Source organism: Klebsiella sp. JB_Kp042 (assembly GCF_040065275.1).
GTDB classification, from domain to species: domain Bacteria; phylum Pseudomonadota; class Gammaproteobacteria; order Enterobacterales; family Enterobacteriaceae; genus Klebsiella; species Klebsiella quasipneumoniae.
Genome location: NZ_JBEAJL010000088.1, coordinates 13,585 through 38,715 on the forward strand (window position 1 = coordinate 13,585; position 25,131 = coordinate 38,715).

The window sequence follows — 25,131 nt, forward strand, 5'->3', positions numbered from 1 at the left end:
TATCCTTTAATTAATCGACGTTCAGCGCGTCATTGACCAGATCTTGTTGCTGTTTCTGGTGAACGGACATATACCCTACCGCCGGAGAGGCGGAGGCCGGGCGGCCTGCATAACGCAGAGAGGCCCCAAACGGAATCACTTCACGGAAGTGATGCTGGCTGCAGTACCATGCGCCCTGGTTGAGCGGCTCTTCCTGGCACCAGACAAAATCATGTACGTGCGCATACGCTTTCAGCGCATCCTGCACCGCCTGATGCGGGAACGGATAGAGCTGCTCGATACGAACGATAGCGACATCTTTTTGCTCGTTTTTACGGCGCTGTTCCAGTAGGTCGTAGTAAACCTTACCAGAGCACAGCACCACGCGCTTCACAGCCTGCGGATCAAGTTGATCGATTTCACCGATGGCCGGCAGGAAAGTGCCGTTTGCCAGCTCATCCATGCTGGAGACCGCCAGCGGATGACGCAGCAGCGACTTCGGCGACATCACCACCAGCGGACGACGCATACCGCGCAGCGCCTGACGACGCAGCATGTGGTACACCTGCGCCGGCGTGGACGGCACGCATACCTGCATATTCTGCTCAGCGCACAGCTGCAGATAACGCTCCAGACGGGCGGAGGAGTGCTCCGGGCCCTGGCCTTCGTAGCCGTGCGGCAGGAGCATCACCAGGCCGCACATCCGGCCCCACTTCTGCTCACCGGAGGAGATGAACTGGTCGATCACCACCTGCGCGCCGTTGGCGAAGTCGCCAAACTGCGCTTCCCAGATGGTCAGGGTGCGCGGCTCTGCAGTGGCGTAACCATATTCAAACGCCAGCACCGCTTCTTCAGACAGCACGGAGTCCCAAACGCGGAACTGGCCCTGACCGTTATGGACATGCTGCAGCGGGGTGTAGGTTGAACCATTGGTCTGGTTATGGATCACCGCATGACGGTGGAAGAAGGTGCCGCGACCGGAGTCTTCCCCGGACAGACGCACCGGAATACCTTCGTCAACCAGCGTGGCGTAGGCCAGGTTTTCAGCGCCGCCCCAATCGAACAGCTTCTCACCTGCCGCCATCGCCTGGCGGTCGGCGTAAATTTTCGCCACGCGGGACTGCATTTCGATACCTTCCGGCACCGTACTGATGCGTTTGGCCAGCTCCTGCAGACGCTTCGGCTCCACTTTATCCGGATAGCTCTCGTCCCACTCATGGTTGAGGTACGGCGACCAGGTAAAGGAGTGCATGTTCATCGGACGCCATTCCTTCACCACGCATTCGCCGGCATCCAGCGCATCGCGGTAGAGGTTAACCTGCTCGGTAGCATCTTCCAGGGTCGCGACCTTGTCCTGCTCCAGCTTGTCAGCATAGATTTTGCGCGGAGTCGGGTGCTTTTTGATCTTCTGATACATCAGCGGCTGGGTTGCGCTCGGCTCATCGGCTTCGTTATGGCCGTGACGGCGGTAGCACACCAGGTCGATGAAGACATCGCGTTTGAAGGTATTGCGGAAATCCAGCGCCAGACGGGTGACGAAAGCGACCGCTTCCGGGTCGTCGGCGTTGACGTGGAAAATCGGCGCCTGCACCATTTTACCGATGTCGGTGCAGTACGGGGTCGAACGCGCATCCAGCGGGTTAGAGGTCGTGAAGCCCACCTGGTTGTTGATAACGATGCGCACGGTCCCGCCCACTTCGTAACCGCGGGCTTTGGACATGTTCAGGGTTTCCTGAACCACGCCCTGGCCGGTCACCGCAGCGTCGCCGTGGATAGTGATCGGCAGAACCTTGTTGCTGCTCGGCTCGTCCAGACGATCCAGACGGGCGCGTACGGAACCGATCACCACCGGGCTGACGATCTCGAGGTGCGACGGGTTAAACGCCAGCGCCAGGTGCACCAGACCGCCTTCGGTTTCTATATCGGAAGAGAAGCCCATGTGGTACTTCACATCGCCGGTACCAAGGTGTTCTTTATGTTTGCCGGCAAACTCGTCGAACAGGTCCTGCGGTTTTTTACCCAGCACGTTGACCAGCACGTTGAGACGGCCACGGTGCGCCATGCCCAGCACCACTTCACGGGTGCCGCTCTTACCCGCATGGCGGATCATCTCTTTGAGCATGGGGATCAGGGCGTCGCCACCCTCCAGCGAGAAGCGCTTCGCCCCCGGGAATTTGGCGCCGAGGTAGCGCTCTAGTCCTTCCGCGGCAGTCAGTTCGCCGAGGAAACGTTTTTTCTCTTCCGCAGTAAAGCTCGCTTTGCCGGCTACCGATTCAATGCGCTGCTGGATCCAGCGTTTTTCTTCGGTAGAGGTGATATGCATGTATTCCGCGCCGATGGAGCCGCAGTAGGTTTGCTTAAGGGCGGCAATCAGCTCGCCCAGCTTCATCGTGTCTTTACCGATGGCAAATGAACCTACGTTATAGCTTTCCTGGAAATCGGCCTCGGTCAGATCGTGGTAGGCCGGATCGAGATCCGCCACTCTCTCTTGCTTCCACAGCCCCAGCGGATCGAGATTCGCATGCTGGTGGCCACGGAAACGGTATGCGTTGATGAGCTGCAGGACTTTAACCTGCTTCACATTGGTGTCTGGGTCGGAAATCGAAGAAGTGTAACGTGAGGCATCCTTCGCCAGTCGACGGAAATAATCACGCGTTTTGGAATGAAATTGATCCGGTTTAACTCCGGTGCCAGGTAACTGCTGGAACATTGAACGCCAGTTGGCGTCAACAGAGTCAGGATCGGTTAAGAAGTCTTCATAGAGCTGTTCTATCCAGCTCTGGTTCGAACCAGAGAGGTAAGAAGAGTCCAGCCAGGCTTTCATTGCGCCGTTCTGCATCGTGATCCCTTAAGCATTCATATGCTTATTTCGCCGTAGAAACTACCACGCACACCGAGTGCACGTGCCGGGGTTCACTTGTTGCGGACGAGTTGTGGTTTCTATCCGCTAAGGAACCTTTAAAAACTGCCATTAATCTTCGGCGTTCAGGCTGCGGTTGCGTTAGCTGCCTTCACTTACCCCGGTCACATAGTTCACTATGCTCCCGGGGATGCGTTCAGTTGCCGCCTTACCTCGCTCTGAACGCCTTGATTACTGGTACATATTTGGCGGTTTTTAAAGATTTCCTGCTATTTCTATTGCCTGATGGCGCTTCGCTTATCAGGCCTACAAAATATGCTCCTGTAGGCCGGATAAGACGTTTACGTCGCCATCCGGCAACTAAAACAACTTACGCGCTGCGCTGCAGCAGCATCGACTTAATATGGCCGATGGCGCGCGTCGGGTTCAGCCCCTTAGGACACACACTGACGCAGTTCATAATGCTGTGACAGCGGAATACGCTGAAAGCATCGCTCAGGCCGTCCAGACGCTCGCTGGTTTCGGTATCGCGACTGTCGATCAGGAAGCGATACGCGGCCAGCAGGCCTGCCGGGCCGATGAACTTGTCCGGGTTCCACCAGAACGACGGGCACGAGGTCGAACAACATGCGCACAGAATACACTCGTACAGGCCATCGAGCTTCTCACGCTGCTCAGGCATCTGCAGATGCTCGCGAGCCGGAGGATTTTGCCCATTATTCAACAAGTAAGGCTTAATCTTCTCATATTGTGCATAGAATTGCCCCATGTCCACCACCAAATCACGGATAACCGGTAATCCTGGCAGCGGGCGGATAACAATCTTCTTGCCCGGCTGATTCAGCGCGGAGATCGGCGTGATGCACGCCAGACCGTTTTTCCCGTTCATGTTCAGGCCATCGGAACCGCAGACCCCTTCACGGCAGGAGCGGCGGAACGACAGCGACGGATCTTTTTCTTTCAGCTGGATCAGCGCATCCAGCAGCATCATGTCACGACCTTCTTCCGCGTCGAGGGTGTAATCCTGCATGTGCGGAGCGTCGTCAACATCCGGGTTATAGCGATAAATTGAAAACTCGAGTTTCATTTTCCTGTCTCCGCATTAATAAGTACGAATCTTCGGCGGGAATGCCGGACGCAGTTTCGGTTCCATGTTGACGCTACGACGCGTCATGGATTCCGACTCTGGCAGATACAGGGAATGGCACAGCCAGTTTTCATCATCACGATCCGGGAAGTCGAAGCGGCTGTGAGCGCCACGGCTCTCGGTACGGAAGTTAGCGGATACGGCGGTCGCGTACGCGGTTTCCATCAGGTTATCCAGCTCCAGGCACTCAACGCGCTGGGTGTTGAACTCGCTGGAGGTATCGTCGAGACGGGCGTTTTTCAGGCGCTCGCGGATCACTTTCAGCTGTTCCAGACCTTTGTGCATCGCATCGCCTTCGCGGAACACCGAGAAGTTATGCTGCATACATTCCTGCAGCGCTTTGCGGATCGCCACCGGATCTTCACCGGAACGGGTGTTGTTCCAGCGGTTGAGGCGGTCCAGCGAGCCTTCGATATCGGATTCGCTGGCGTCGCGCAGCGTGCCCTGCTCGGCGATAGACTCCTGCAGATGCAGGCCCGCCGCGCGGCCGAAGACCACCAGGTCGAGCAGCGAGTTGCCGCCCAGACGGTTGGCGCCGTGGACCGATACGCAGGCGATTTCGCCCACCGCGAACAGACCCGGGATCACCACGTCTTCGCCCTTCTCATTGACGGTCAGCGCCTGGCCGGTCACTTTGGTCGGAATACCGCCCATCATGTAGTGGCAGGTTGGGATAACCGGGATCGGCTCTTTCACCGGATCGACGTGAGCAAAGGTGCGGGACAGCTCAAGGATACCCGGCAGACGAGATTCCAGAACCTCTTTACCCAGGTGATCCAGTTTCAGTTTCGCGTGCGGGCCCCACGGACCGTCGCAGCCGCGGCCTTCGCGGATCTCGATCATGATGGAACGCGCCACCACGTCACGACCCGCCAGGTCTTTCGCGTTCGGCGCATAACGCTCCATAAAGCGCTCGCCGTGTTTATTCAGCAGATAACCGCCTTCGCCGCGACAGCCTTCGGTAACCAGCACCCCGGCCCCGGCGATACCGGTCGGGTGGAACTGCCACATTTCCATATCCTGCACCGGCACGCCGGCGCGAATGGCCATCCCGACGCCGTCACCGGTGTTGATGTGGGCGTTGGTGGTGGACTGATAGATACGGCCTGCGCCGCCGGTCGCCAGCACGGTGGCGCGGGCTTTAAAGTAGACCACTTCGCCGGTCTCGATGCACAGGGCGGTACAACCCACCACCGCGCCGTCCTGGTTTTTCACCAGATCGAGGGCATACCATTCGGAGAAGATAGTGGTGTGGTTTTTGAGATTCTGCTGGTACAGGGTGTGCAGCAGGGCGTGGCCGGTACGGTCAGCCGCCGCCGCGGTACGCGCCGCCTGCTCGCCGCCGAAGTTCTTCGACTGGCCGCCGAACGGGCGCTGATAAATACGGCCGTCGTCAAGACGGGAGAACGGCAAGCCCATATGCTCCAGCTCGAGAATCGCTTCCGGGCCGGTCTTACACATATATTCGATGGCGTCCTGGTCGCCGATATAGTCCGACCCTTTTACGGTGTCGTACATATGCCATTCCCAGTTATCTTCATGGGAGTTACCGAGCGCGACGGTGATACCACCCTGCGCGGATACGGTGTGCGAACGGGTCGGGAAAACTTTGGAGAGCAGCGCACAGGTCTGTCCGCTCTGGGAAATTTGCAGCGCCGCGCGCATACCTGCGCCGCCGGCACCGATGACAACAGCATCAAACTCTCTGACTGGCAATTTCATTACACACCCCACACCACAACAAATCCATAAAGAACGTAAGCCACCAGCGCTACAACGATAGCCAGTTGCAGAACCAGGCGCAGAGCCAGTGGTTTAACGTAGTCCGTTAACACCTGCCACATCCCGATCCAGGCATGGATAAGAATGGAAACGAGAGCCAGCAGAGTGAAGACTTTAGTGAAGCCGGAGGCAAAGAATCCGGTCCACACTTCCCATGAGATTTCACCGGTGGTCGCGAAGAAGCCAACCATGTAGATGATGTAGAGGGTCAGAACGATGGCGGTAGCACGGACCAGAATAAAGTCATGTACGCCGTTGCGTCCCAGTGCTGAGGCGTTGCTTACCATACGAGGACTCCTGCGAGAAGTGAAAGCACGACAGTAATAACAAAAGAAATCTTGGCGGAACGTTTCCCTGCTTCGAGGGTTTCGTCCAGGTAGCCAAAGTCCATCATCAGATGGCGGATACCAACAACGACGTGATAGGCCAGCGCGGTGAGAATGCCCCACATGATGAACTTCACAAAGAAGCTATCCATGATCGAGGCCGCCGTCAGAAAACCTTCAGGGGAGGAGAGGCTGGTGCCCAGCAGCCAAAGCAGAATTCCGACCGCCACGAAGGTGATGACACCGGAAACGCGATGGAGAATGGACGCTATCGCCGTGATTGGGAACCGTATCGTTTGTAGATCCAGATTGACAGGTCTTTGTTTTTTCACATTTCTTACCATGAATAACGCCCACATGCTGTTCTTATTGTTTCCTTCCTCCGGTCTGCTTGCGGGTCAGACAGCGTCCTTTCTATAACCAGAAGTCATGTTAAAACGTCTTTTCAGGCATTAAAACATCACTAAACAACGCTGGGTGGCTCGGGATTGCAGGGTGTTCCGGAGACCTGGCCGCAGTATAGGCCGTTCACAAAATCATTACAATTAACCTACATATAGTTTGTTGGGTTTTCTCCGGAACAGTGATCAAGGTCACGATAACAACATTTTTTTAATTTTTAATCACCTGATTTGACAAATATTAAACATTCTTGTTACAACCATTACCAGTTAAATGCAATAATGCTCAAAAGTTATGAGGTCATGCTTTCACCTGAGAATAAGTTATGTAACAGTGTGTCAGTATTGACCGATGTAATCAGGACAGTTATTAGTGGTATACAGGTTTTAATATTCGGACTGCTAAAACGCTGATTTGCTGTTGTTTCACCGCAGCCCTGAAGAACGTGCCATCAAGCGCCGTTGCTCTGTACCCTGCCCTTTTCGCTGACGCAGAGCTGTGTGCAACATAACAAACTGGTAACGTATACGGGCGCGGGCCGAAAGCAAATCCACCACCCGGCAGTCTTAAGCAATAAAGGCGCTAAGGAGACCATAAATGTCTGATGCTAAAGCAAAAATCACCCTGGGTGGTGACACTGCTATTGAACTGGATGTGCTAAAAGGCACGCTCGGTCAGGATGTTATTGATATTCGTAGTCTTGGTTCAAAAGGCGTATTTACCTTTGACCCAGGTTTCACATCTACCGCTTCCTGTGAATCTAAAATTACGTTTATCGATGGTGACGAGGGGATCCTGCTGCACCGTGGCTTCCCGATCGACCAGTTAGCGACCGAATCAAACTATCTTGAAGTTTGTTACATTCTGCTAAACGGTGAAAAACCGACCCAGGCCGAATATGACGAATTCAAAACCACCGTCACCCGCCACACCATGATCCATGAGCAGATTACTCGTCTGTTCCATGCGTTCCGTCGCGATTCTCACCCGATGGCCGTTATGTGCGGGATCACCGGCGCCCTGGCGGCGTTCTATCACGACTCCCTCGACGTGAATAACCCGCGTCACCGTGAAATTGCCGCCTATCGCCTGCTGTCCAAAATGCCGACCATGGCAGCCATGTGTTACAAGTATTCTATCGGCCAGCCGTTTGTTTATCCGCGCAATGACCTCTCCTACGCCGGCAACTTCCTGCGCATGATGTTCGCCACGCCGTGCGAAGAGTACGAAGTCAATCCGGTGCTGGAGCGCGCAATGGACCGTATTCTGATCCTGCACGCCGATCACGAACAGAACGCCTCGACCTCGACGGTACGTACTGCGGGCTCTTCCGGCGCTAACCCGTTCGCTTGTATCGCAGCCGGCATCGCCTCCCTGTGGGGACCGGCGCACGGCGGCGCCAACGAAGCGGCGCTGAAAATGCTGGAAGAGATCAGCTCCGTTGAGCACATTCCGGAATTTGTTCGTCGTGCGAAAGACAAGAATGACTCTTTCCGCCTGATGGGCTTCGGCCATCGTGTGTACAAAAACTACGACCCGCGCGCCACCGTGATGCGTGAAACCTGCCATGAAGTGCTGAAAGAGCTGGGCACCAAAGACGACCTGCTGCAGGTGGCCATGGAGCTGGAGCATATCGCGCTGAACGACCCGTACTTCATCGAGAAGAAACTCTACCCGAACGTCGACTTCTACTCCGGTATCATCCTGAAAGCGATGGGTATTCCGTCCTCCATGTTTACCGTTATCTTCGCCATGGCGCGTACCGTGGGCTGGATTGCGCACTGGAACGAAATGCACAGCGATGGCATGAAAATCGCCCGTCCGCGTCAGCTCTATACCGGCTACGAAAAACGCGATTTCCAGTCCGACATCAAGCGTTAATCTCGCTGTCCGGATGATAAAAACGCGCCTGATGGCGCGTTTTTTTATGCCTGACGATGAGGTCTGGCGCTGCCTGGCCGCCGGCTTAATGCTGGCAGTGCGGGCACCAGTAAAAGGGCCGCGAGGAGAGCATCGTCTTCTCAATCACGCCCCCGCAGCGCTCGCACTGTTCACCATCGCGATGGAACACCTTAAAGCGGAACAGCGCGCCGTGGTGCTTGTTGTCATCGGGCTGGCCGCGGGTGCGATAAGAAAGCCGCGGGATATCGAGCAGCGCGTGCGCCAGCGCATCCAGTTGTATTGCATTCAGCTCCGAGGCCTTATGCTGCCCGGTCAGCCCCACCTGCCAGAGGATTTCCACCCGCAGATAGTTTCCCAGCCCGGCAAGAAAAGCCTGATCCAACAGCAGGCCGGAAAACTGACGATGGCGGAATTTGGCCGACAGCAGCCGCGCTTTCACCTGCTCCGCGGTTAACGTCATATCCAGTACGTCCGGACCGATGCGCAGCAAGAACGGATGGTTGGCCACCTGCTCCGCTGTGAGCATCTCAATGTCCGACGCGCTGTAGAGCAAAATCGCCTTGCTGGCGGTCTGGAGCCTGACGCGCAGCACCCGGTTAGAGGCGGGCTGTTCGCCAGCGTCAACCACGCGCCAGACGCCGTACAGCTGATTATGGCTGTACAGGGTCAGGCCGCCGGAGAAGCGGGTCAGCAGGGCTTTGCCCCGGGTGTCGATATGGGTAACCCGCTGACCAATCAGCGGGGTTTGGTAGGGTTGCAACCGGGGAAAGGCGAACCAGACGTCGGTTAAGGGTTCGTCTTTGATTGCCGCCTCCAGTGTATCCGCCGCGCGGCGGATCTCCGGACCTTCCGGCATACTGTCATCCTTTTGTCAGTGGGTGGCGCCGCCGCCCAGTTTACTGTCCACCGGCTGGCGCAGGGCCACGGCAATGGCCGTCTCCAGCGCCTCCCGCACGGTGGCGATCGCCATACTCGGCTCGCCGGGATGGGCCGCCGCCTGCGCCGGTAGCCATGGAATATGGATAAAACCGCCTCTCACCTCAGCCTGACCCTGCAGCCTATGCAACAGGCCGTACATGACGTGGTTGCAGACGAAGGTGCCGGCGGTTTGCGACACCGAGGCCGGGATCCCGCGATCGCGCAGCGCGCTGACGATCGCTTTGATCGGCAAGGTGCTGAACCACGCCGCCGGCCCGCCGTCGACGATCGGCGTGTCGATGGGTTGCTGGCCTTTGTTATCGGGGATACGCGCATCATCGACGTTGATCGCCACACGTTCGACGCTGATATCGACCCGACCGCCGGCCTGCCCCACCGCGATAACCAGCTTCGGCTGCAGGTCTTCTATCGCCGCGTCGAGCGCCGACAGCGCCTCGCCAAACACGCAGGGAAGCTGCCGGGCGGTCACCGGCTGGCCAGCAATCATAGTGCCGTCAAGCTGCTGCACCACTTCCCAGGAAGGGTTCACCGTCTCGCCGTCAAAGGGTTCGAAACCGGTGAGTAATACTCCCGCCACCATCCTCTCCTTCGCGGTCATGCCGATTGTCATATCTCAGCCTCAGGCTGAGCGCTGACCAGAATATGGCGCCCGGCGAACGCCGCCCGTAAGCGGCGGGCAAAATCGAGGGCATGCGGACCATCACCGTGCAGACATACCGTCTGCGCCACCACGTTCGCCCATTCGCCGCTGACGCTGCGCACCCGGTGGTGTTGCACCATCTCGAGGGTTTGCGCCAGGGCCTGCTCTTCGCTGTCAATCAGCGCCCCGGGCTGGCTGCGCGGCACCAGGCTGCCGTCGGCCAGATAACCGCGATCGGCAAACACCTCCTGACGCGTCGTCAGACCATAGCGCTGACCGGCGCGGATCAATTCGCTGCCCGCCAGACCCACCAGCACCAGCTGCGGGTTAACATCGCGGACCGCGCGGGCGATCGCGTCGGCCAGCGGCGGCGATTTGGCCGCCTGGTTGTAGAGCATGCCGTGCGGCTTCACGTGCTGCATCTCGCCGCCCTGCGACTGAACGATCGCCGCCAGAGCGCCAATCTGATACAGCGTCTGGGCATAGACCGTTTCCGGCGGCAGATCCATCGCCGTACGGCCAAAATTTTCCCGGTCGGGATATCCCGGATGGGCGCCCACCGCCACGCCGTACTTCAGCGCCTCGCGCACGCTCTGCACCATCAGCCCGGCGTCGCCGGCGTGAAAACCACAGGCGATATTCGCCGATGACACCAGCTGGAGCAGCGCGCTATCGTTCGCCCCGCCTTCCCCGAGATCGGCATTAAGATCAATCATCATCGTGGAGTCTCCAGGCCAGTTGTTCAAGATAACGCTGGCGATCGGCCCGCGCCTTCAGCGCCTCCTCCAGCGAGCAGGCCACGAAATGGATCGGCTGCCCCAGCGGGATCTGCGCCAGCTGGTACATATCGGCATCGATAATGCAGGCGATCCGCGGATAGCCGCCGGTGGTTTGCGCGTCGTTCATCAGCACAATGGGCTGGCCGTTGTGCGGCACCTGCACCACGCCCGGCAGCAGGCCGTGCGACAGCATTTCACGATCGGTGGTGCGTTTCAGCGGCTGCCCCTGCAGGCGGTACCCCATGCGGTTACTCTGCGGACTGAGCTTCCAGGGGGCGCGCCAGAATGACGCCTGCGAGGCCTCGTCAAATTCATGGTACTCCGGCCCGGGCAGCGCACGAATGCGGTTGCCCAGCGGCAGCTGCTTGACGCCGCGCGGGGTGGTGAAGCGGCGGGCGGCTTTCCCGAGCTTCAGCTTGTCGCCATCCTGCAGGCGGCGTCCTTCCAGACCGCCAATCCCCGCCTTGAGATCCGTGCAGCGCGAGCCAAGGACCTCGGGGACCGCAATCCCGCCCGCCACCGCCAGATAGCTACGGATGCCATGCTGGGGCGTTTTCAGCACCAGCCGCTGCCCGGCCCGGTAGGCGGTGCGCCAGCCCACCCAGACCGCTTTACCGTCCAGCGTCGCTTCGCAGGCGGCGCCGGTCAGCGCAAACCAGCCGCTGCGGGCAAATTCGATCTCCACCTGGCCGAGGGTAATCTCCAGCCCGGCGGCATTCGCCTCGTTGCCAACCAGCAGATTGGCAATCACCAGCGAGGGATAATCCAGGGCGCCGCAGCGGCTGATGCCAGACTGGCGCAGGCCTTCTCGTCCACCGTCCTGTACCGAGGTGTACAGGCCGGCGCGGATCAAGGTCAACATACCCCCTCCTTTTGCGGCACAAAGCGAATTTTATCGCCCACGCGCAGTAGCGCAGGCTCCTTCCGCGCCGGGTCGAACAGCGTCAGCGCGGTGCGCCCCAGCAGCTGCCAGCCGCCGGGCGTCGCCAGCGGATAGATACCGGTTTGCGCGCCGCCGATACCCACCGATCCGGCCGGGACGAGCACGCGCGGTTCGGCGCGACGCGGTGTCGCCAGCGCCGCAGGCAGCCCGCCCAGGTAGGGAAATCCCGGCTGAAAACCAATAAACCAGACCAGATATTCCACCGAGGTGTGCAGCTCCACGACCTGTTTTTCACTCAGGCCGCTGTGCTGCGCCACTACACCGAGGTCCGGTCCGGCCTCGCCGCCGTAGACGACCGGAACAGACAGCGAGCGCGACTCAGGCTCGATCGCGAGGCTCTCCTCCCACCAGCGCTGCAGACGGTCTATCGCCTCCCACGCCACCTCCTGCGGGCGGCGGAGCACCACAGTGATATTGTTCATGCCGGGAATGGCGTCAATCACCTCTTCATGGTTCGCCAGACGCTGGGCTAATCCCCAGATCCGTTGCTGGCTTTCAAGGGTAACCGGCGGCTCCAGCTCCAGCACGACAGCCGTTTCTCCTAACAGATAACAACGCGCTCGCTGCACTTTTCTCTCTCCCGTCAGGCAGGGTTAGGAATATCAATAAAGGTGACATCCAGGTCGGTGGTTTCCGTCAGCCATTCGCTGAGGGCGCGAATGCCGCCCCGCTCGGTGGCGTGGTGGCCGGCGGCATAAAAATGCAGGCCCTGCTCGCGGGCAGAGTGGATGGTTTGTTCCGACACCTCGCCGGTGATAAACGCGTCCACGCCAAAGCGCGCCGCGGCGTCGATAAAGCTCTGGCCGCCCCCGGTACACCAGGCGACGCGGCTGACGGTGTCCGGCCCGGTATCGCCGCACCACAGCGGCTTGCGTCCCAGCCGCGCTTCAATCCACGAGGCCAGCTCGAGGCCGGACACCGGCATCGACAGTTCGCCCCAGGGCACCAGCGGTTCGATTTCGCCCAGCACGTTAATCCCCAGCAGATGCGCCAGCTGCGCGTTATTGCCCAGCTCGGGATGGGCATCCAGCGGCAGGTGCCAGCCGTAGAGATTGATATCGTTGGCCAGCAGGGTTTTCAGGCGCCGGCGCTTCATGCCGCGGATCACTGGCGATTCGTTTTTCCAGAAATAGCCGTGATGGACGATTACCGCATCCGCCTGCAGGCGGACGGCCTCATCCAGCAGCGCCTGGCTGGCCGTGACTCCGGTGACGATCTTGTGCACCGTGTCGCGCCCTTCCACCTGCAGACCGTTAGGGGCGAAGTCACTGATGGCTGCGCTATTGAGCTTGTCGTTTATCAGTTGTTCCAGTTCGCTATTTTTCATCGCCACTCCAGCAGATAATCAGGGTATACAAAGGCATAACATAACCAGATCCATTCGGGTCGTCGATAGTCCGCCTCCGACACTGACGATGACTTTTTACCGAATAGCGCAATTTGTCTATTCATCCCGCCGCGCATTCGTGTATATTTATGCACTAATAAAGCATATTAAATAATCAGAAAGCCCCTCAAGCCATGAATATGACTAATTAAACGCTATTCATGCAGAACGATCGACTTTCGCTTTACGCCAGGAAACACACTTCTCATGAAGACAACATCATCGCAACCGCGGGCGATTTACTACGTCGTGGCGCTGCAAATCTGGGAATACTTTAGCTTCTACGGCATGCGCGCCCTGCTGATCCTCTATCTCACCAATCAGCTTAAATATGACGATAACCACGCTTACGCCCTGTTCAGCGCCTACTGTTCGCTGGTCTATGTGACGCCGATCCTCGGCGGCTATCTGGCCGATAAGCTGTTAGGCAACCGGATGGCGGTCATGCTCGGCGCGCTGCTGATGGCCATTGGCCATCTGGTGCTCGGGGCCAGCGAAACCGCCCCGGTCTTCCTCTACCTGTCGCTGGCGATCATCGTCTGCGGCTACGGGTTGTTTAAATCCAACGTCAGCTGTCTGCTGGGCGAGCTGTACGAACCCGCCGATCCGCGTCGCGATGGCGGTTTCTCGCTGATGTATGCCGCGGGCAATATCGGCTCGATCATCGCGCCGATCGCCTGCGGCTACGTCCAGGAGGAGTATAGCTGGGCGATGGGCTTTGCCCTGGCGGCCATCGGCATGGTGGCGGGACTGGTGATTTTCCTCTGCGGCAACCGTCACTTCCAGCATACCGCCGGCGTGAACCGCCAGGCGCTGTGCGCCCGTCGCTTCCTGCTGCCGAACTGGGGCTGGCTGCTGGTGCTGCTGGTCACTGCTCCGCTGCTGATTGCCGTGCTGTTCTGGCAGGAGTGGTCGGTATATGCCCTGATCGTGGCCACGGCCATTGGCCTCGCGGTGCTGGCGCGGATCTACCTGCGCGCCGAGACCGATAAACAGCGCAAGGATCTGCGCCTGATCGTCGTCCTGACCGCTTTCAGCCTGCTGTTCTGGGCCTTCGCCCAACAGGGCGGCAGCTCCATCAGCCTGTATATTGACCGCTTCGTTAACCGCCATATCATGAGCTACGAAGTCCCTACCGCTATGTTCCAGTCGCTCAACGCCTTCGCGGTGATGCTCTGCGGCATGGTGCTGGCGTGGCTGGTGAAAGAGAGCGTCGGCGGTAATCGCACCGTGCGCATCTGGGGAAAATTTGCCCTCGGTCTGGGCCTGATGAGCGCCGGGTTCTGCATCCTAACCCTCAGCGCCCGCTGGTCGGCGGCCTATGGTCAGTCGTCCATGCCGCTGATGGTGCTGGGGCTGGCGGTGATGGGTTTTGCCGAACTGTTTATCGACCCGGTCGCGATGTCGCAAATCACCCGCATTGAGATCCCGGGGGTCACCGGGGTGTTGACCGGCATCTATATGCTGCTCTCCGGGGCTATCGCCAACTATCTGGCCGGCGTTATCGCCGACCAGACCTCGCAGGCGTCATTCGACGCCGCCGGGGCGATGAACTACTCCATTGACGCCTACATCAACGTCTTCAGCCAGATCACCTGGGGCGCGCTGGCCTGCGTCGGCGTGGTGCTGGTCATCTGGCTGTATCACTCGCTGAAGGTCAGGACCCGCCGTCTGGCGGTGGAGTAATCCCCTTTCTGGCGGCCTCCCAGGCCGCCAGCGTCTCCTGCCGCGCCTGCTTGTGATCGACTATCGGGCGCGGATAATCCAGCGTAACCCCCTGTTTATCCGCCCACGCCCACGGCTGATGCAGCGCCTTCTCCGGCACCTTTGCCAGCTCCGGCAGCCAGCGACGCATAAACACCCCCTGCTTATCAAACTTCTCGCCCTGGGTGGTGGGATTAAATATGCGGAAATAGGGCGCGGCGTCGGTGCCCGTCGAAGCCGCCCACTGCCAGCCGCCGTTGTTCGCCGCCAGGTCGCCATCAATCAGCTGGCTCATGAAATAGCGCTCCCCTGCCCGCCAGTCGAGGCGCAGATCTTTAGTCAGGAAGCTGGCGACGATCATGCGCAACCGGTTATGCATCCAGCCGGTGGCGTTAAGCTGGCGCATGGCGGCATCGACAATCGGATAGCCGGTCTCCCCGCGCTGCCAGGCCTGCAGGGCGCCATCCTCTTCGCGCCAGGCGACCTTATCGGTCCAGGCGACAAACGGCCGTCCTTTACAGAGTTTCGGATAGTAGACCATCAGATGGCGGTAAAACTCGCGCCAAATCAGCTCATTAAGCCAGGTGGCGCCTGCCCCGCCGTCCAGCGCGGCGGGGTGTTCCGTCAGCAGCCGATGCAGGCACTGGCGCGGCGACAGCACCCCGGTGGCCAGGCAGGGCGACAGGCGACTGGTCCCTTCCACGGCCGGGAAGTCGCGCTGCCCCTCATAATCCGCCGCCGGTTGCTGACAAAACGCGCGCAGCCGCGCCAGCGCCGTTTTTTCATCCGCGGCAAACAGCAGCCCATCGAACGGCGTTTGCGGATAGTTGAGCTCCGGCGGCGGCGGCGCCTGGCGGGCGGGTGCCTCGCGCGGCTTTGGCGCGGCCACGCACGCCGGCAGCCCTTCCCGCAGCCGGCGAATAAACGCATTCTTAAACGGAGTGAAGACTTTATACATTTCGCCGCCGCCGGTCAGTACGCTGCCGGGCGGCAACAGGACGCTGTCGTCAAATCCCTGGCAAATCACTTCGCTCAAGGTGTTCTCAACGGCGGCATCGCGCTGGCGTTCATTGAATTCGTACTGATAGTTGTAGAACAGGTGACTGACCTGGTGCTGCTGGCAAAACTGGGCCAGCCGCTCGACGCTGGCGCTAAAATCGTCCGCCTCTTCTACCCACAACGGTATGCCACGCTCCGCCAGCGCGGCGTGCAGACTGTGCAAATGGCTGGCGATAAAAGCGGCCTGCCGCGGCGCCATATGATGCTCGCGCCACTGCCCCGGGGTGGCAATATAGAGCGCCAGCACCTGCGCCTGCGGATCGCGGCAGGCGGCGGCCAGCGCCAGGTTATCGTGAATGCGTAAATCCGTGCGTAACCAGACCAGATGGGTGGCCATATCACTCCTCATTATCCGTCAGCAAAACTCATCTCATGATCTAAGCCGGAAAAAATAGCGCGCTCCGGCAAAATAAGCACCTGCCAATCCCGCTGCGGCGCTTGCAACGAGTGTAGACAAGCGACGAAAAAAAACCGCCGGGGGCAACCGGCGGTTATTGGCTTTCATTGCAGCAGGGCGAATCAGTAGAAGTCGTGAGCGGCTTTTTCCGCCTGCGCCATCCACACCGGCTGCTCGCTGGTTTTCGACCACACCCGGTGCAGCCAGCTGTAATAGCGGGCGCGATCTTTCCAGAACAGCATCACCGGCAGCGCCGCGACGCCAGCCACGACGGCGAAAGCCCGACGCAGCAAAATAATATGAGCAGGATAAGCTTTGTACAACGCCATCATTTCTCTCCCCTTTGTCAGGCCGGCAAGTCGCGCCGGTAAAAAATTACCATGTTTGTTTGAGCAAAATAGTACCGCGTTGGTTGTAATTTTACTACTCATCCGACCACTAAAAAGCACGTATTTATACTTAATTTACATTCATCCCGTAAATTAGTTACGAAAAAGTTAAATTAATACTAACCATCAGTTAAATTGTGCCTTTGCCATTTTTATACTTTTTTTACACCGCGCCCGCGGATTTTTGCGAAATCTTTGCGCCGTAATTTCTATTCTCCTGGTAAATCAAAAACACACCCGGAGGTGGATTGTGACTGCAGGCGTACTCACTGGCGTTGGGCTGGTGTTCCTGTTACTGGCTTATCTGGTTTATGCCTTGATACATGCGGAGGCATTCTGATGGCTGCCCAGGGATTTTTATTATTAGCCAGCTATCTGCTGGTATTGCTGGCGCTGGCGCGCCCGCTGGGGATGTGTCTGGCGAGAATGGTGAACGACATCCCGCTTCCCGGCCTGGCCGGCGTCGAGCGCGTTCTGTGGCGCGTGGCCGGGATCCGCGCCGAAGAGATGGGCTGGCTGCAGTATTTGCTGGCGATCCTGCTGTTTAACGCCCTCGGCGGCCTGGCGCTGTTTGCCCTGCTGATGCTCCAGGGCGTGCTGCCCTTTAACCCGCAGCACCTGCCGGGGCTGCCGTGGGATCTGGCGCTCAACACCGCGGTCAGCTTTGTCAGTAATACCAACTGGCAGGCTTACGCCGGCGAAAGCACCATGAGCTATCTCAGCCAGATGGTGGGGCTGACGGTGCAGAATTTCCTCTCCGCCGCCACCGGCATCGCCGTGGTCTTCGCCCTGACCCGCGCCTTCGCCCGACAGAAAATGTCCACCCTCGGCAATGCCTGGGTCGACCTGACGCGCATTACCCTGTGGCTGCTGCTGCCGCTCTCTCTGCTGGCGGCCCTGTTCTTTATTCAGCAAGGCGTGCCGCAGAACCTGCAGGCTTACCAGCCCTTTACCACCCTCGAAGGGGCGCACCAGCTGCTGCCGATGGGGCCTGTCGCCTCACAGGAAGCGATTAAGCTGCTGGGCACCAACGGCGGCGGTTTCTTTAACGCTAACTCCGCCCATCCGTTTGAAAACCCGACGGCGCTGACCAATCTCGTGCAGATGCTGGCCATCTTCCTGATCCCGGCGGCGCTGTGCTTCGCCTTCGGCGAGGTGGTGAGCGATCGCCGCCAGGGGCGCGCTATTCTGTGGGCGATGACGCTGATCTTTATCCTCTGCGTCGCCGTGGTGATGTGGGCGGAAACCCGCGGCAACCCGCACCTGCTGACGCTGGGCGCCGACAGCAGCCTGAATATGGAAGGTAAAGAGAGCCGCTTCGGTATTCTCGCCAGCAGTCTGTTCGCGGTGATCACCACCGCCGCCTCCTGCGGCGCGGTCAACGCCATGCATGACTCCTTCACCGCGCTGGGCGGGATGGTGCCGATGTGGCTGATGCAGATTGGCGAAGTGGTGTTCGGCGGCGTCGGCTCGGGTCTCTATGGCATGCTGCTGTTCGTTATGCTGGCGGTGTTTATCGCCGGGCTGATGGTCGGCCGCACCCCGGAGTACCTCGGGAAGAAAATCGATGTCCGGGAAATGAAAATGATCGCCCTGGCCATTCTGGTCACCCCGACGCTGGTACTGCTCGGCACGGCGCTGGCGATGATGACCGAGGCCGGCCGCGCCGGGATGTTCAACCCCGGCGCGCACGGCTTTAGCGAAGTGCTGTACGCCGTCACCTCGGCGGCCAATAACAACGGCAGCGCCTTCGCCGGCCTGGGCGCGGCGACGCCCTTCTGGAACCTGCTGCTGGCGTTCTGCATGCTGGCTGGACGCTTCGCCGTCATCATTCCGGTGATGGCTATCGCCGGCTCGCTGGTGACGAAGAAAATTCAACCGGCCAGCCCCGGTACCCTGGCCACCCACGACGCCCTGTTTATCGGTCTACTGATCGGCACCGTGCTGCTGGTGGGCGCCCTGACCTTTATTCCTGCGCTGGCGCTTGGCCCGCTGGCCGAACACTTTTCCTTACTTTGAGCGATGCGGAGCCCCCTGTTATGAGTCGCAAACAATTAGCCCTGCTGGAGCCGACGCTGGTGCGCCAGGCGCTGCTGGATGCCGTGAAAAAACTCAGCCCGATGGTGCAGTGGCGCAATCCGGTGATGTTTATCGTCTGGGTGGGCAGCCTGTTAACCACCCTGCTGGCCATCGCCATGGCTGGCGGCGCCCTGACCGGCAGCGCCACGTTTACCGCCGCCATCAGTATCTGGTTATGGTTTACCGTGCTGTTCGCCAACTTTGCCGAAGCGATGGCGGAAGGCCGCAGCAAAGCCCAGGCCAATAGCCTGAAAGGGGTGAAAAAAACGGCCTTCGCCCGTAAGCTGCGCGCCCCGCAGCATGACGCGACGGTCGACCATGTGCCGGCGGAAGATCTGCGCAAAGGCGACGTGGTGCTGGTGGAAGCCGGGGATATTATCCCCTGCGATGGCGAAGTCATCGAAGGCGGCGCCTCGGTGGACGAAAGCGCCATTACCGGCGAATCCGCGCCGGTGATCCGCGAATCCGGCGGCGATTTCGCCTCGGTGACCGGCGGGACGCGCATCCTCTCCGACTGGCTGGTGATCCGCTGCAGCGTCAACCCGGGAGAAACCTTCCTCGACCGGATGATCGCCATGGTGGAAGGCGCCCAGCGCCGTAAAACGCCGAACGAAATCGCCCTGACGATCCTGCTGATCGCCCTGACGCTGGTGTTCCTGCTGGCCACCGCCACCATCTGGCCCTTCTCGGCCTGGAGCGGCAATGCGGTGAGCGTCACCGTGCTGGTCGCTCTGCTGGTGTGCCTGATCCCGACCACTATCGGCGGTCTGCTGTCGGCGATCGGCGTCGCCGGGATGAGCCGTATGCTGGGCGCCAACGTGATCGCCACCAGCGGCCGCGCGGTGGAGGCAGCAGGCGATGTCGATGTCCTGCTGCTGGATAAAACCGGGACCATTACGCTCGGCAACCGCCAGGCCTCCGCTTTCCTGCCGGCGCGCGGTGTGGAAGAACGAACCCTCGCCGACGCCGCCCAGCTCTCCTCGCTGGCGGACGAAACCCCTGAGGGACGCAGCATCGTGGTGCTGGCGAAGCAGCGCTTCAACCTGCGCGAACGCGATCTGCAGTCGCTGCACGCCACCTTTGTCCCCTTTACCGCGCAAACGCGGATGAGCGGTATCAATATCGATCAGCGCATGATCCGTAAAGGCTCGGTGGACGCGATTCGCCGTCACGTGGAGGCCAACGGCGGCCACTTCCCTGCCGATGTCGAGAAGCAGGTGGAAGAGGTCGCCCGCCAGGGGGCAACGCCGCTGGTGGTTGCCGAAGGTGAAAAGGTGCTGGGGATTATTTCGCTTAAAGATATCGTCAAAGGCGGCATCAAAGAGCGTTTCGCCCAGCTGCGCAAAATGGGCATTAAAACGGTGATGATCACCGGCGATAACCGCCTTACCGCCGCGGCGATCGCAGCCGAGGCCGGCGTCGACGATTTCCTCGCCGAAGCGACGCCGGAAGCCAAGCTGGCGCTGATCCGCCAGTATCAGTCGGAAGGTCGGCTGGTGGCGATGACCGGCGACGGCACCAACGACGCGCCCGCGCTGGCCCAGGCCGACGTCGCGGTGGCCATGAACTCAGGCACCCAGGCGGCGAAAGAGGCGGGCAACATGGTCGACCTGGATTCCAACCCCACCAAACTGATTGAGGTGGTCCATATCGGCAAACAGATGCTGATGACGCGCGGCTCGCTGACCACCTTCAGTATTGCCAACGACGTGGCGAAATATTTCGCCATTATTCCGGCGGCATTTGCCGCGGTCTATCCCCAGCTGGCGATGCTGAACGTGATGGGCCTGCATTCGCCATCGTCGGCGATCCTCAGCGCCGTTATCTTCAACGCGCTGATCATCGTCTTCCTGATCCCGTTGGCCCTGAAAGGGGTGAGCTATCGCCCGCTCTCCGCCTCGGCGATGCTGCGCCGCAACCTGTGGATCTACGGCCTCGGCGGTCTGCTGGTGCCTTTTATCGGTATTAAAGCCATTGACCTGCTGCTGACCCTGAGCGGTCTGGTGTGAGGAACAAACTATGTCATTGATTCGTCCAGCACTTGTGCTATTTATTCTGTTAACCCTGCTCACCGGCGGCGTTTATCCTCTGCTGACCACCAGCCTGGGACAGTGGTGGTTTAACTCACAGGCCAATGGCTCGCTGATCCGCCTGAACGGCGAGGTGCGCGGCTCGGCGCTGATTGGCCAGAACTTTACCGCCGCAGGCTATTTCCAGGGCCGCCCGTCAGCCACCGCGGAGACAGCGGATAACCCGATGGCCTCTGGCGGCAGCAACCTCGCCGCCAGCAACCCGGCGCTGGATAAGGCGGTGAGCGAGCGGGTGCAGGCCCTGCGCGCCGCGAACCCGGATGCCGACCCGCGGGTGCCAGTCGAACTGGTCACCACCTCGGCGAGCGGTCTCGATAACAACCTGACCCCGGCCGCCGCGCTGTGGCAGGCGCCCCGGGTGGCCAAAGCGCGCCAGCTGAGCGTCGACCAGGTGACCACGCTGGTTAACCAGGCCACACAAACGCCGCTGCTGAGCTTCCTTGGCCAGCCGGTGGTCAATATACTGCAACTCAATATGGCGCTGGATGCCCTGAAGGATAAGTAAATGAGTGACGAGCCGCTGCGTCCGGACCCTGACCGCCTGCTGCAGCACACCGCCGCCCCGCATCGCGGCAAACTGAAAGTCTTCTTCGGCGCCTGCGCCGGGGTGGGGAAAACCTGGGCGATGCTGGCGGAAGCGCAGCGGCTGCGGGCCCAGGGGCTGGATATTCTGATTGGCGTGGCGGAGACCCACGGCCGGAAAGAGACCGCCGCGATGCTGCAGGGCCTGAGCACCCTGCCGCCGCGGCGGCTCGCTCACCGCGGGCGCTACGTGTATGAGTTCGACCTCGACGCCGCCCTCGCCCGCCGCCCGGCGCTGATTCTGGTGGATGAACTGGCGCACAGTAATGCCCCCGGCTCCCGCCATCCGAAGCGCTGGCAGGATGTGGACGAACTGCTGGAAGCCGGGATTGACGTCTTCACCACGGTTAACGTTCAGCATCTGGAAAGCCTGAACGACGTTGTCAGCGGGATCACCGGCGTGCAGGTGCGGGAGACCGTCCCCGATCCCTTTTTTGACGCCGCGGACGACGTGGTGCTGGTGGACCTCCCCCCTGACGATCTGCGCCAGCGGCTCAATGAGGGCAAAGTCTACATCGGCGGCCAGGCCGAGCGCGCTATCGAGAACTTTTTCCGCAAAGGGAACCTGATTGCGCTGCGCGAACTGGCTCTGCGCCGTACCGCCGATCGCGTCGATGAGCAGATGCGCGCCTGGCGCGACCGCCAGGGCCAGGAGAAAGTCTGGCACACCCGCGACGCCATTCTGCTCTGTATCGGGCACAACACCGGCAGCGAAAAGCTGGTGCGTACCGCCGCCCGCCTCGCCGCCCGTCTGGGCAGCGTCTGGCATGCGGTATATGTCGAAACGCCTTCCCTGCACCGCCTGCCGGAATCCCGGCGGCGGGCCATCCTCGCCGCGCTGCGTCTGGCCCAGGAGCTGGGCGCCGAAACCGCCACCCTCTCCGACCCGTCTGAAGAGAAAGCGGTCCTCCATTACGCGCGCGAACATAACCTCGGAAAAATTGTCATCGGCCGCCAGAGCAAGCGCCGCTGGTGGGATCGCAGCGGCTTCGCCGACCGTCTGGCTCGTCACGCGCCGGACCTCGATCTGGTGGTCATCGCCCTGGATGAAAAGCCCTTCCCCCTTCCGGCGCGCGCCAGCGACACTCGTCCGGCGCTGGAGAAATGGCGGCTGCAGCTGCAGGGCTGCGCGTTGGCGGTGGCCCTGTGCGCCATCATTACTCTGGTGGCCATGCAGTGGCTGATGGCCTTCGAAGCCGCCAACCTGGTCATGCTCTATCTGCTGGGGGTGGTGATCATCGCCCTGCTCTATGGCCGCTGGCCGTCGGTGCTGGCGACGGTGATCAACGTTATCAGTTTCGATCTCTTTTTTGTCGCCCCGCGCGGCACGCTGGCGGTGTCAGATGTCCAGTATCTGCTCACCTTCGGCGTGATGCTCACCGTTGGCCTGCTTATCGGTAACCTCACCGCCGGCGTGCGCTACCAGGCGCGGGTGGCGCGCTATCGCGAGCGGCGTACCCGCCACCTGTATGAAATGTCCAAAGCGCTGGCGGTGGGTCGTAGCCAGCAGGATATCGCCACCACCAGCGAGCGGTTTATCGCCTCCACCTTTCAGGCTCGCAGCCAGCTGCTGCTCCCGGACGCCCAGGGGAAACTGCTGCCCTTAACCCACCAGCCCGGGCTGACGCCGTGGGATGACGCCATCGCCCGCTGGAGCTTTGATAAGGGGCAACCCGCCGGCGCCGGCACCGATACCCTGCCCGGCGTGCCGTATCAGATCCTGCCCCTGAAGAGCGCCGCCCGCACCTGGGGACTGCTGGTGGTGGAGCCGGCGAATCTGCGCCAGCTGATGATCCCGGAGCAGCAGCGGCTGCTGGAGACCTTCACCCTGCTGGTGGCCAGCGCCCTGGAGCGTCTCACCCTGACCGCCAGCGAAGAGCAGGCCCGGCTGACCAGCGAGCGCGAAAGCCTGCGTAACTCGCTGCTCGCCGCCCTGTCCCACGATCTGCGTACCCCGCTCACCGTGCTGTTTGGCCAGGCGGAAATCCTGACCCTCGATCTGGCCAGCGAGGGCTCGAAGCATGCCCCGCAGGCCAATGAAATCCGCCAGCATGTGCTCAATACCACCCGGCTGGTGAACAACCTGCTGGATATGGCGCGGATCCAGTCCGGCGGCTTTAATCTGCACAAGGAGTGGCTGACGCTGGAGGAAGTGGTCGGCAGCGCGCTGCGTATGCTCGAGCCGAGCCTCGGCGGCCAGCACGTTCAACTGGATTTACCCGACCCGCTGCAGCTGGTGCATGTCGACGGGCCGCTGTTCGAGCGGGTGCTGATCAATCTGCTGGAGAATGCCCATAAGTATGCCGGCGCCCGGGCGGACATCGGTATTCGCGCCGAAGCAGACGCCCGGCAGCTGTCGCTGGAGGTATGGGATAATGGTCCGGGGATCCCGGCGGGTCAGGAACAGGCTATCTTTGATAAATTCGCCCGCGGCAACAAAGAGTCGGCGATCCCCGGCGTCGGGCTGGGCCTTGCCATCTGTCAGGCCATCGTCGACGTCCACGGCGGGACCATCTCCGCCAGCAACCGGCCGGAAGGCGGCGCCTCATTCCGTGTTACACTGCCGGGAGAAACGCCCCCTGAACTGGAAGAGCTATCTGAGGAATTGTGATTAACGTTCTGATTATCGAAGACGAACACGCTATCCGTCGCTTTCTGCGCACCGCGCTGGAAGCCGACGGCATGCGCGTATTTGAAGCGGAAACCCTGCAGCGCGGGCTGATCGAAGCCGCCACCCGTAAGCCCGACCTCGCGATCCTCGATCTCGGCCTGCCGGATGGCGACGGCATTGATTTTATTCGCGACCTGCGCCAGTGGAGTCAGATGCCGATTATCGTCCTGTCAGCGCGTAGCGAAGAGCACGACAAAATTGCCGCCCTGGATGCCGGCGCCGATGACTACTTAAGTAAACCCTTTGGCATCGGCGAGCTGCAGGCCCGCCTGCGCGTCGCGTTGCGTCGTCACGGCGCGGCGCAGGCCGACGAGCCGGTGGTGCGCTTCGCCGACCTGGAGGTCAATATCCCCGCCCGCCGCATCCTGCGCGGCAGCGAAGAGATCCACCTGACGCCCATCGAGTTTCGCCTGCTGGCGGCGCTATTGAATAATCCCGGCAAAGTGCTTACCCAGCGCCAGCTGCTGAATCAGGTGTGGGGCCCTAACGCCGTGGAGCACAGCCATTATCTGCGGATCTATATGGGTCACCTGCGGCAAAAGCTGGAGGCCGATCCGGCGCGCCCGCAGCATCTGCTGACCGAAACCGGGATTGGCTATCGCTTTATGCCCTGAGCCCCGCCTCTGCAGTACCAGAGGCTGGCGATTTTCAACCCTTCAGAGAGCAGCAGGAAGCCTGCCAGGATCGCGAAATGCCGGACGCCGGCGGCCTGAATCAGCCACAGACCCACAGAAAGCGAGGGCTGCATAAACACCAGCCTGAGCGGCGCCTGCCCCCAGGCCAGCCACAGCCCATAGCGGCTCTGACGGAAAAAGAGGATCATCGACAGCGGGATGCTGATAATCAGCAGCACATTCAGCGGATAGAGCCAGACCGCCGCAGCGCCCCAGTCGTGCAGCAGCTGGAGGTAAGCCAGCAGGTCGTCGTAAAAAGGGAGTCGGCGGTGGGCAATATTCCACCATAAGAATTGCAGGACGAAAAAGAGATCCATCCACGCCCAGAACAAAAACAGGGACTTCCGTTGTATTTTCATCGCTATCCTTGCGAAAAAAATCAGGCCCGCGAGGGGCCTGA

At 60.4% G+C, this 25,131-nt stretch carries 22 protein-coding genes; 8 read left to right on the forward strand and 14 right to left on the reverse strand.

The features are described from left to right. Positions 1-10: 10 nt before the first annotated feature. From sucA to sdhC, 5 genes are all read right to left on the reverse strand, one after another. Positions 11-2,818, reverse strand: coding sequence for a 2-oxoglutarate dehydrogenase E1 component (gene sucA / locus ABLV54_RS16115; protein WP_023288875.1), 2,808 nt, complete (start codon positions 2,816-2,818; stop codon positions 11-13). Positions 2,819-3,209: 391 nt separating this feature from the next. Then, positions 3,210-3,926: a succinate dehydrogenase iron-sulfur subunit SdhB gene (gene sdhB / locus ABLV54_RS16120; protein ID WP_023288874.1), complete on the reverse strand. Its 717-nt coding sequence runs from the start codon at positions 3,924-3,926 to the stop codon at positions 3,210-3,212. A gap of 15 nt (positions 3,927-3,941) precedes the next feature. Beyond that, a complete protein-coding gene (gene sdhA / locus ABLV54_RS16125; protein ID WP_004179067.1) occupies positions 3,942-5,708 on the reverse strand; it encodes a succinate dehydrogenase flavoprotein subunit in 1,767 nt (588 codons plus the stop codon). Continuing rightward, on the reverse strand, positions 5,708-6,055 hold the full coding sequence (gene sdhD, locus ABLV54_RS16130) for a succinate dehydrogenase membrane anchor subunit (protein WP_002894949.1): 348 nt from the start codon (positions 6,053-6,055) through the stop codon (positions 5,708-5,710). Before sdhD ends, sdhA begins: the two co-directional genes overlap by 1 nt. Beyond that, complete coding sequence (sdhC, locus tag ABLV54_RS16135; protein ID WP_004142216.1) at positions 6,049-6,453, reverse strand: succinate dehydrogenase cytochrome b556 subunit; 405 nt, start codon at positions 6,451-6,453, stop codon at positions 6,049-6,051. Before sdhC ends, sdhD begins: the two co-directional genes overlap by 7 nt. 640 nt (positions 6,454-7,093) lie before the next feature. Here sdhC and gltA point away from each other — a divergent pair. After that, positions 7,094-8,377: a citrate synthase gene (gene gltA / locus ABLV54_RS16140; protein WP_023288873.1), complete on the forward strand. Its 1,284-nt coding sequence runs from the start codon at positions 7,094-7,096 to the stop codon at positions 8,375-8,377. Positions 8,378-8,462: 85 nt separating this feature from the next. Here gltA and nei read toward each other — a convergent pair whose 3' ends face one another. The 6 genes from nei to ABLV54_RS16170 are packed head-to-tail and all read right to left on the reverse strand — an operon-like array spanning position 8,463 to position 13,026. Continuing rightward, on the reverse strand, positions 8,463-9,254 hold the full coding sequence (nei, locus tag ABLV54_RS16145) for an endonuclease VIII (RefSeq protein ID WP_023288872.1): 792 nt from the start codon (positions 9,252-9,254) through the stop codon (positions 8,463-8,465). A gap of 15 nt (positions 9,255-9,269) precedes the next feature. Beyond that, positions 9,270-9,914 (reverse strand): pyroglutamyl-peptidase I, encoded by a 645-nt coding sequence (gene pcp, locus ABLV54_RS16150; RefSeq protein ID WP_048334976.1) that lies wholly within the window; start codon positions 9,912-9,914, stop codon positions 9,270-9,272. Positions 9,915-9,943: 29 nt separating this feature from the next. After that, complete coding sequence (pxpA, locus tag ABLV54_RS16155; protein WP_050532976.1) at positions 9,944-10,696, reverse strand: 5-oxoprolinase subunit PxpA; 753 nt, start codon at positions 10,694-10,696, stop codon at positions 9,944-9,946. Next, complete coding sequence (gene pxpC, locus ABLV54_RS16160) at positions 10,686-11,618, reverse strand: 5-oxoprolinase subunit PxpC (RefSeq protein WP_023288869.1); 933 nt, start codon at positions 11,616-11,618, stop codon at positions 10,686-10,688. Before pxpC ends, pxpA begins: the two co-directional genes overlap by 11 nt. Further along, positions 11,612-12,268: a 5-oxoprolinase subunit PxpB gene (gene pxpB, locus ABLV54_RS16165; protein ID WP_050532977.1), complete on the reverse strand. Its 657-nt coding sequence runs from the start codon at positions 12,266-12,268 to the stop codon at positions 11,612-11,614. The genes pxpC and pxpB overlap by 7 nt, the downstream gene beginning before the upstream one ends. 14 nt (positions 12,269-12,282) lie before the next feature. Further along, positions 12,283-13,026 (reverse strand): type 2 GTP cyclohydrolase I, encoded by a 744-nt coding sequence (locus ABLV54_RS16170; protein WP_004885970.1) that lies wholly within the window; start codon positions 13,024-13,026, stop codon positions 12,283-12,285. 267 nt (positions 13,027-13,293) lie between these two features. Between ABLV54_RS16170 and ABLV54_RS16175 the strand changes: the two genes are divergently transcribed. Further along, the gene (locus tag ABLV54_RS16175; RefSeq protein ID WP_050532978.1) at positions 13,294-14,772 is read left to right on the forward strand and encodes an MFS transporter; all 1,479 of its coding nucleotides are present in this window, start codon (positions 13,294-13,296) and stop codon (positions 14,770-14,772) included. Here ABLV54_RS16175 and phrB read toward each other — a convergent pair. Further along, positions 14,744-16,186 (reverse strand): deoxyribodipyrimidine photo-lyase, encoded by a 1,443-nt coding sequence (gene phrB / locus ABLV54_RS16180; RefSeq protein WP_050532979.1) that lies wholly within the window; start codon positions 16,184-16,186, stop codon positions 14,744-14,746. The genes ABLV54_RS16175 and phrB overlap by 29 nt on opposite strands. 182 nt (positions 16,187-16,368) lie before the next feature. Beyond that, entirely contained in the window at positions 16,369-16,578 is a 210-nt protein-coding gene (locus tag ABLV54_RS16185) for a DUF2517 family protein (protein WP_004142243.1), read from the reverse strand. 307 nt (positions 16,579-16,885) lie between these two features. On the opposite strand from ABLV54_RS16185, the gene kdpF reads away from it, so the two are divergent. From kdpF to kdpE, 6 genes are read left to right on the forward strand one after another with little or no spacing between them, the layout of a single operon-like run. Next, positions 16,886-16,975, forward strand: a complete 90-nt coding sequence (kdpF, locus tag ABLV54_RS16190; protein ID WP_020323459.1) for a K(+)-transporting ATPase subunit F — start codon at positions 16,886-16,888, stop codon at positions 16,973-16,975. Then, positions 16,975-18,654, forward strand: a complete 1,680-nt coding sequence (kdpA, locus tag ABLV54_RS16195; RefSeq protein WP_023288864.1) for a potassium-transporting ATPase subunit KdpA — start codon at positions 16,975-16,977, stop codon at positions 18,652-18,654. The genes kdpF and kdpA overlap by 1 nt, the downstream gene beginning before the upstream one ends. Positions 18,655-18,674: 20 nt before the next feature. Then, positions 18,675-20,723: a potassium-transporting ATPase subunit KdpB gene (gene kdpB, locus ABLV54_RS16200; RefSeq protein WP_004885966.1), complete on the forward strand. Its 2,049-nt coding sequence runs from the start codon at positions 18,675-18,677 to the stop codon at positions 20,721-20,723. A 10-nt stretch (positions 20,724-20,733) separates the two neighbouring features. After that, entirely contained in the window at positions 20,734-21,309 is a 576-nt protein-coding gene (gene kdpC / locus ABLV54_RS16205) for a potassium-transporting ATPase subunit KdpC (protein ID WP_050532980.1), read from the forward strand. After that, entirely contained in the window at positions 21,310-23,997 is a 2,688-nt protein-coding gene (gene kdpD / locus ABLV54_RS16210) for a two-component system sensor histidine kinase KdpD (RefSeq protein WP_032455149.1), read from the forward strand. Further along, on the forward strand, positions 23,994-24,671 hold the full coding sequence (gene kdpE, locus ABLV54_RS16215) for a two-component system response regulator KdpE (RefSeq protein WP_002894776.1): 678 nt from the start codon (positions 23,994-23,996) through the stop codon (positions 24,669-24,671). Before kdpD ends, kdpE begins: the two co-directional genes overlap by 4 nt. On the opposite strand, the gene ABLV54_RS16220 is transcribed toward kdpE, so the two are convergent. After that, positions 24,653-25,090 carry a hypothetical protein gene (locus ABLV54_RS16220; protein ID WP_049014755.1) on the reverse strand — a complete coding sequence of 146 codons (438 nt, stop codon included), beginning with the start codon at positions 25,088-25,090 and terminating at the stop codon, positions 24,653-24,655. The two genes, kdpE and ABLV54_RS16220, sit on opposite strands and share 19 nt — an antisense overlap. Between the last annotated feature and the right edge of the window lie 41 nt (positions 25,091-25,131).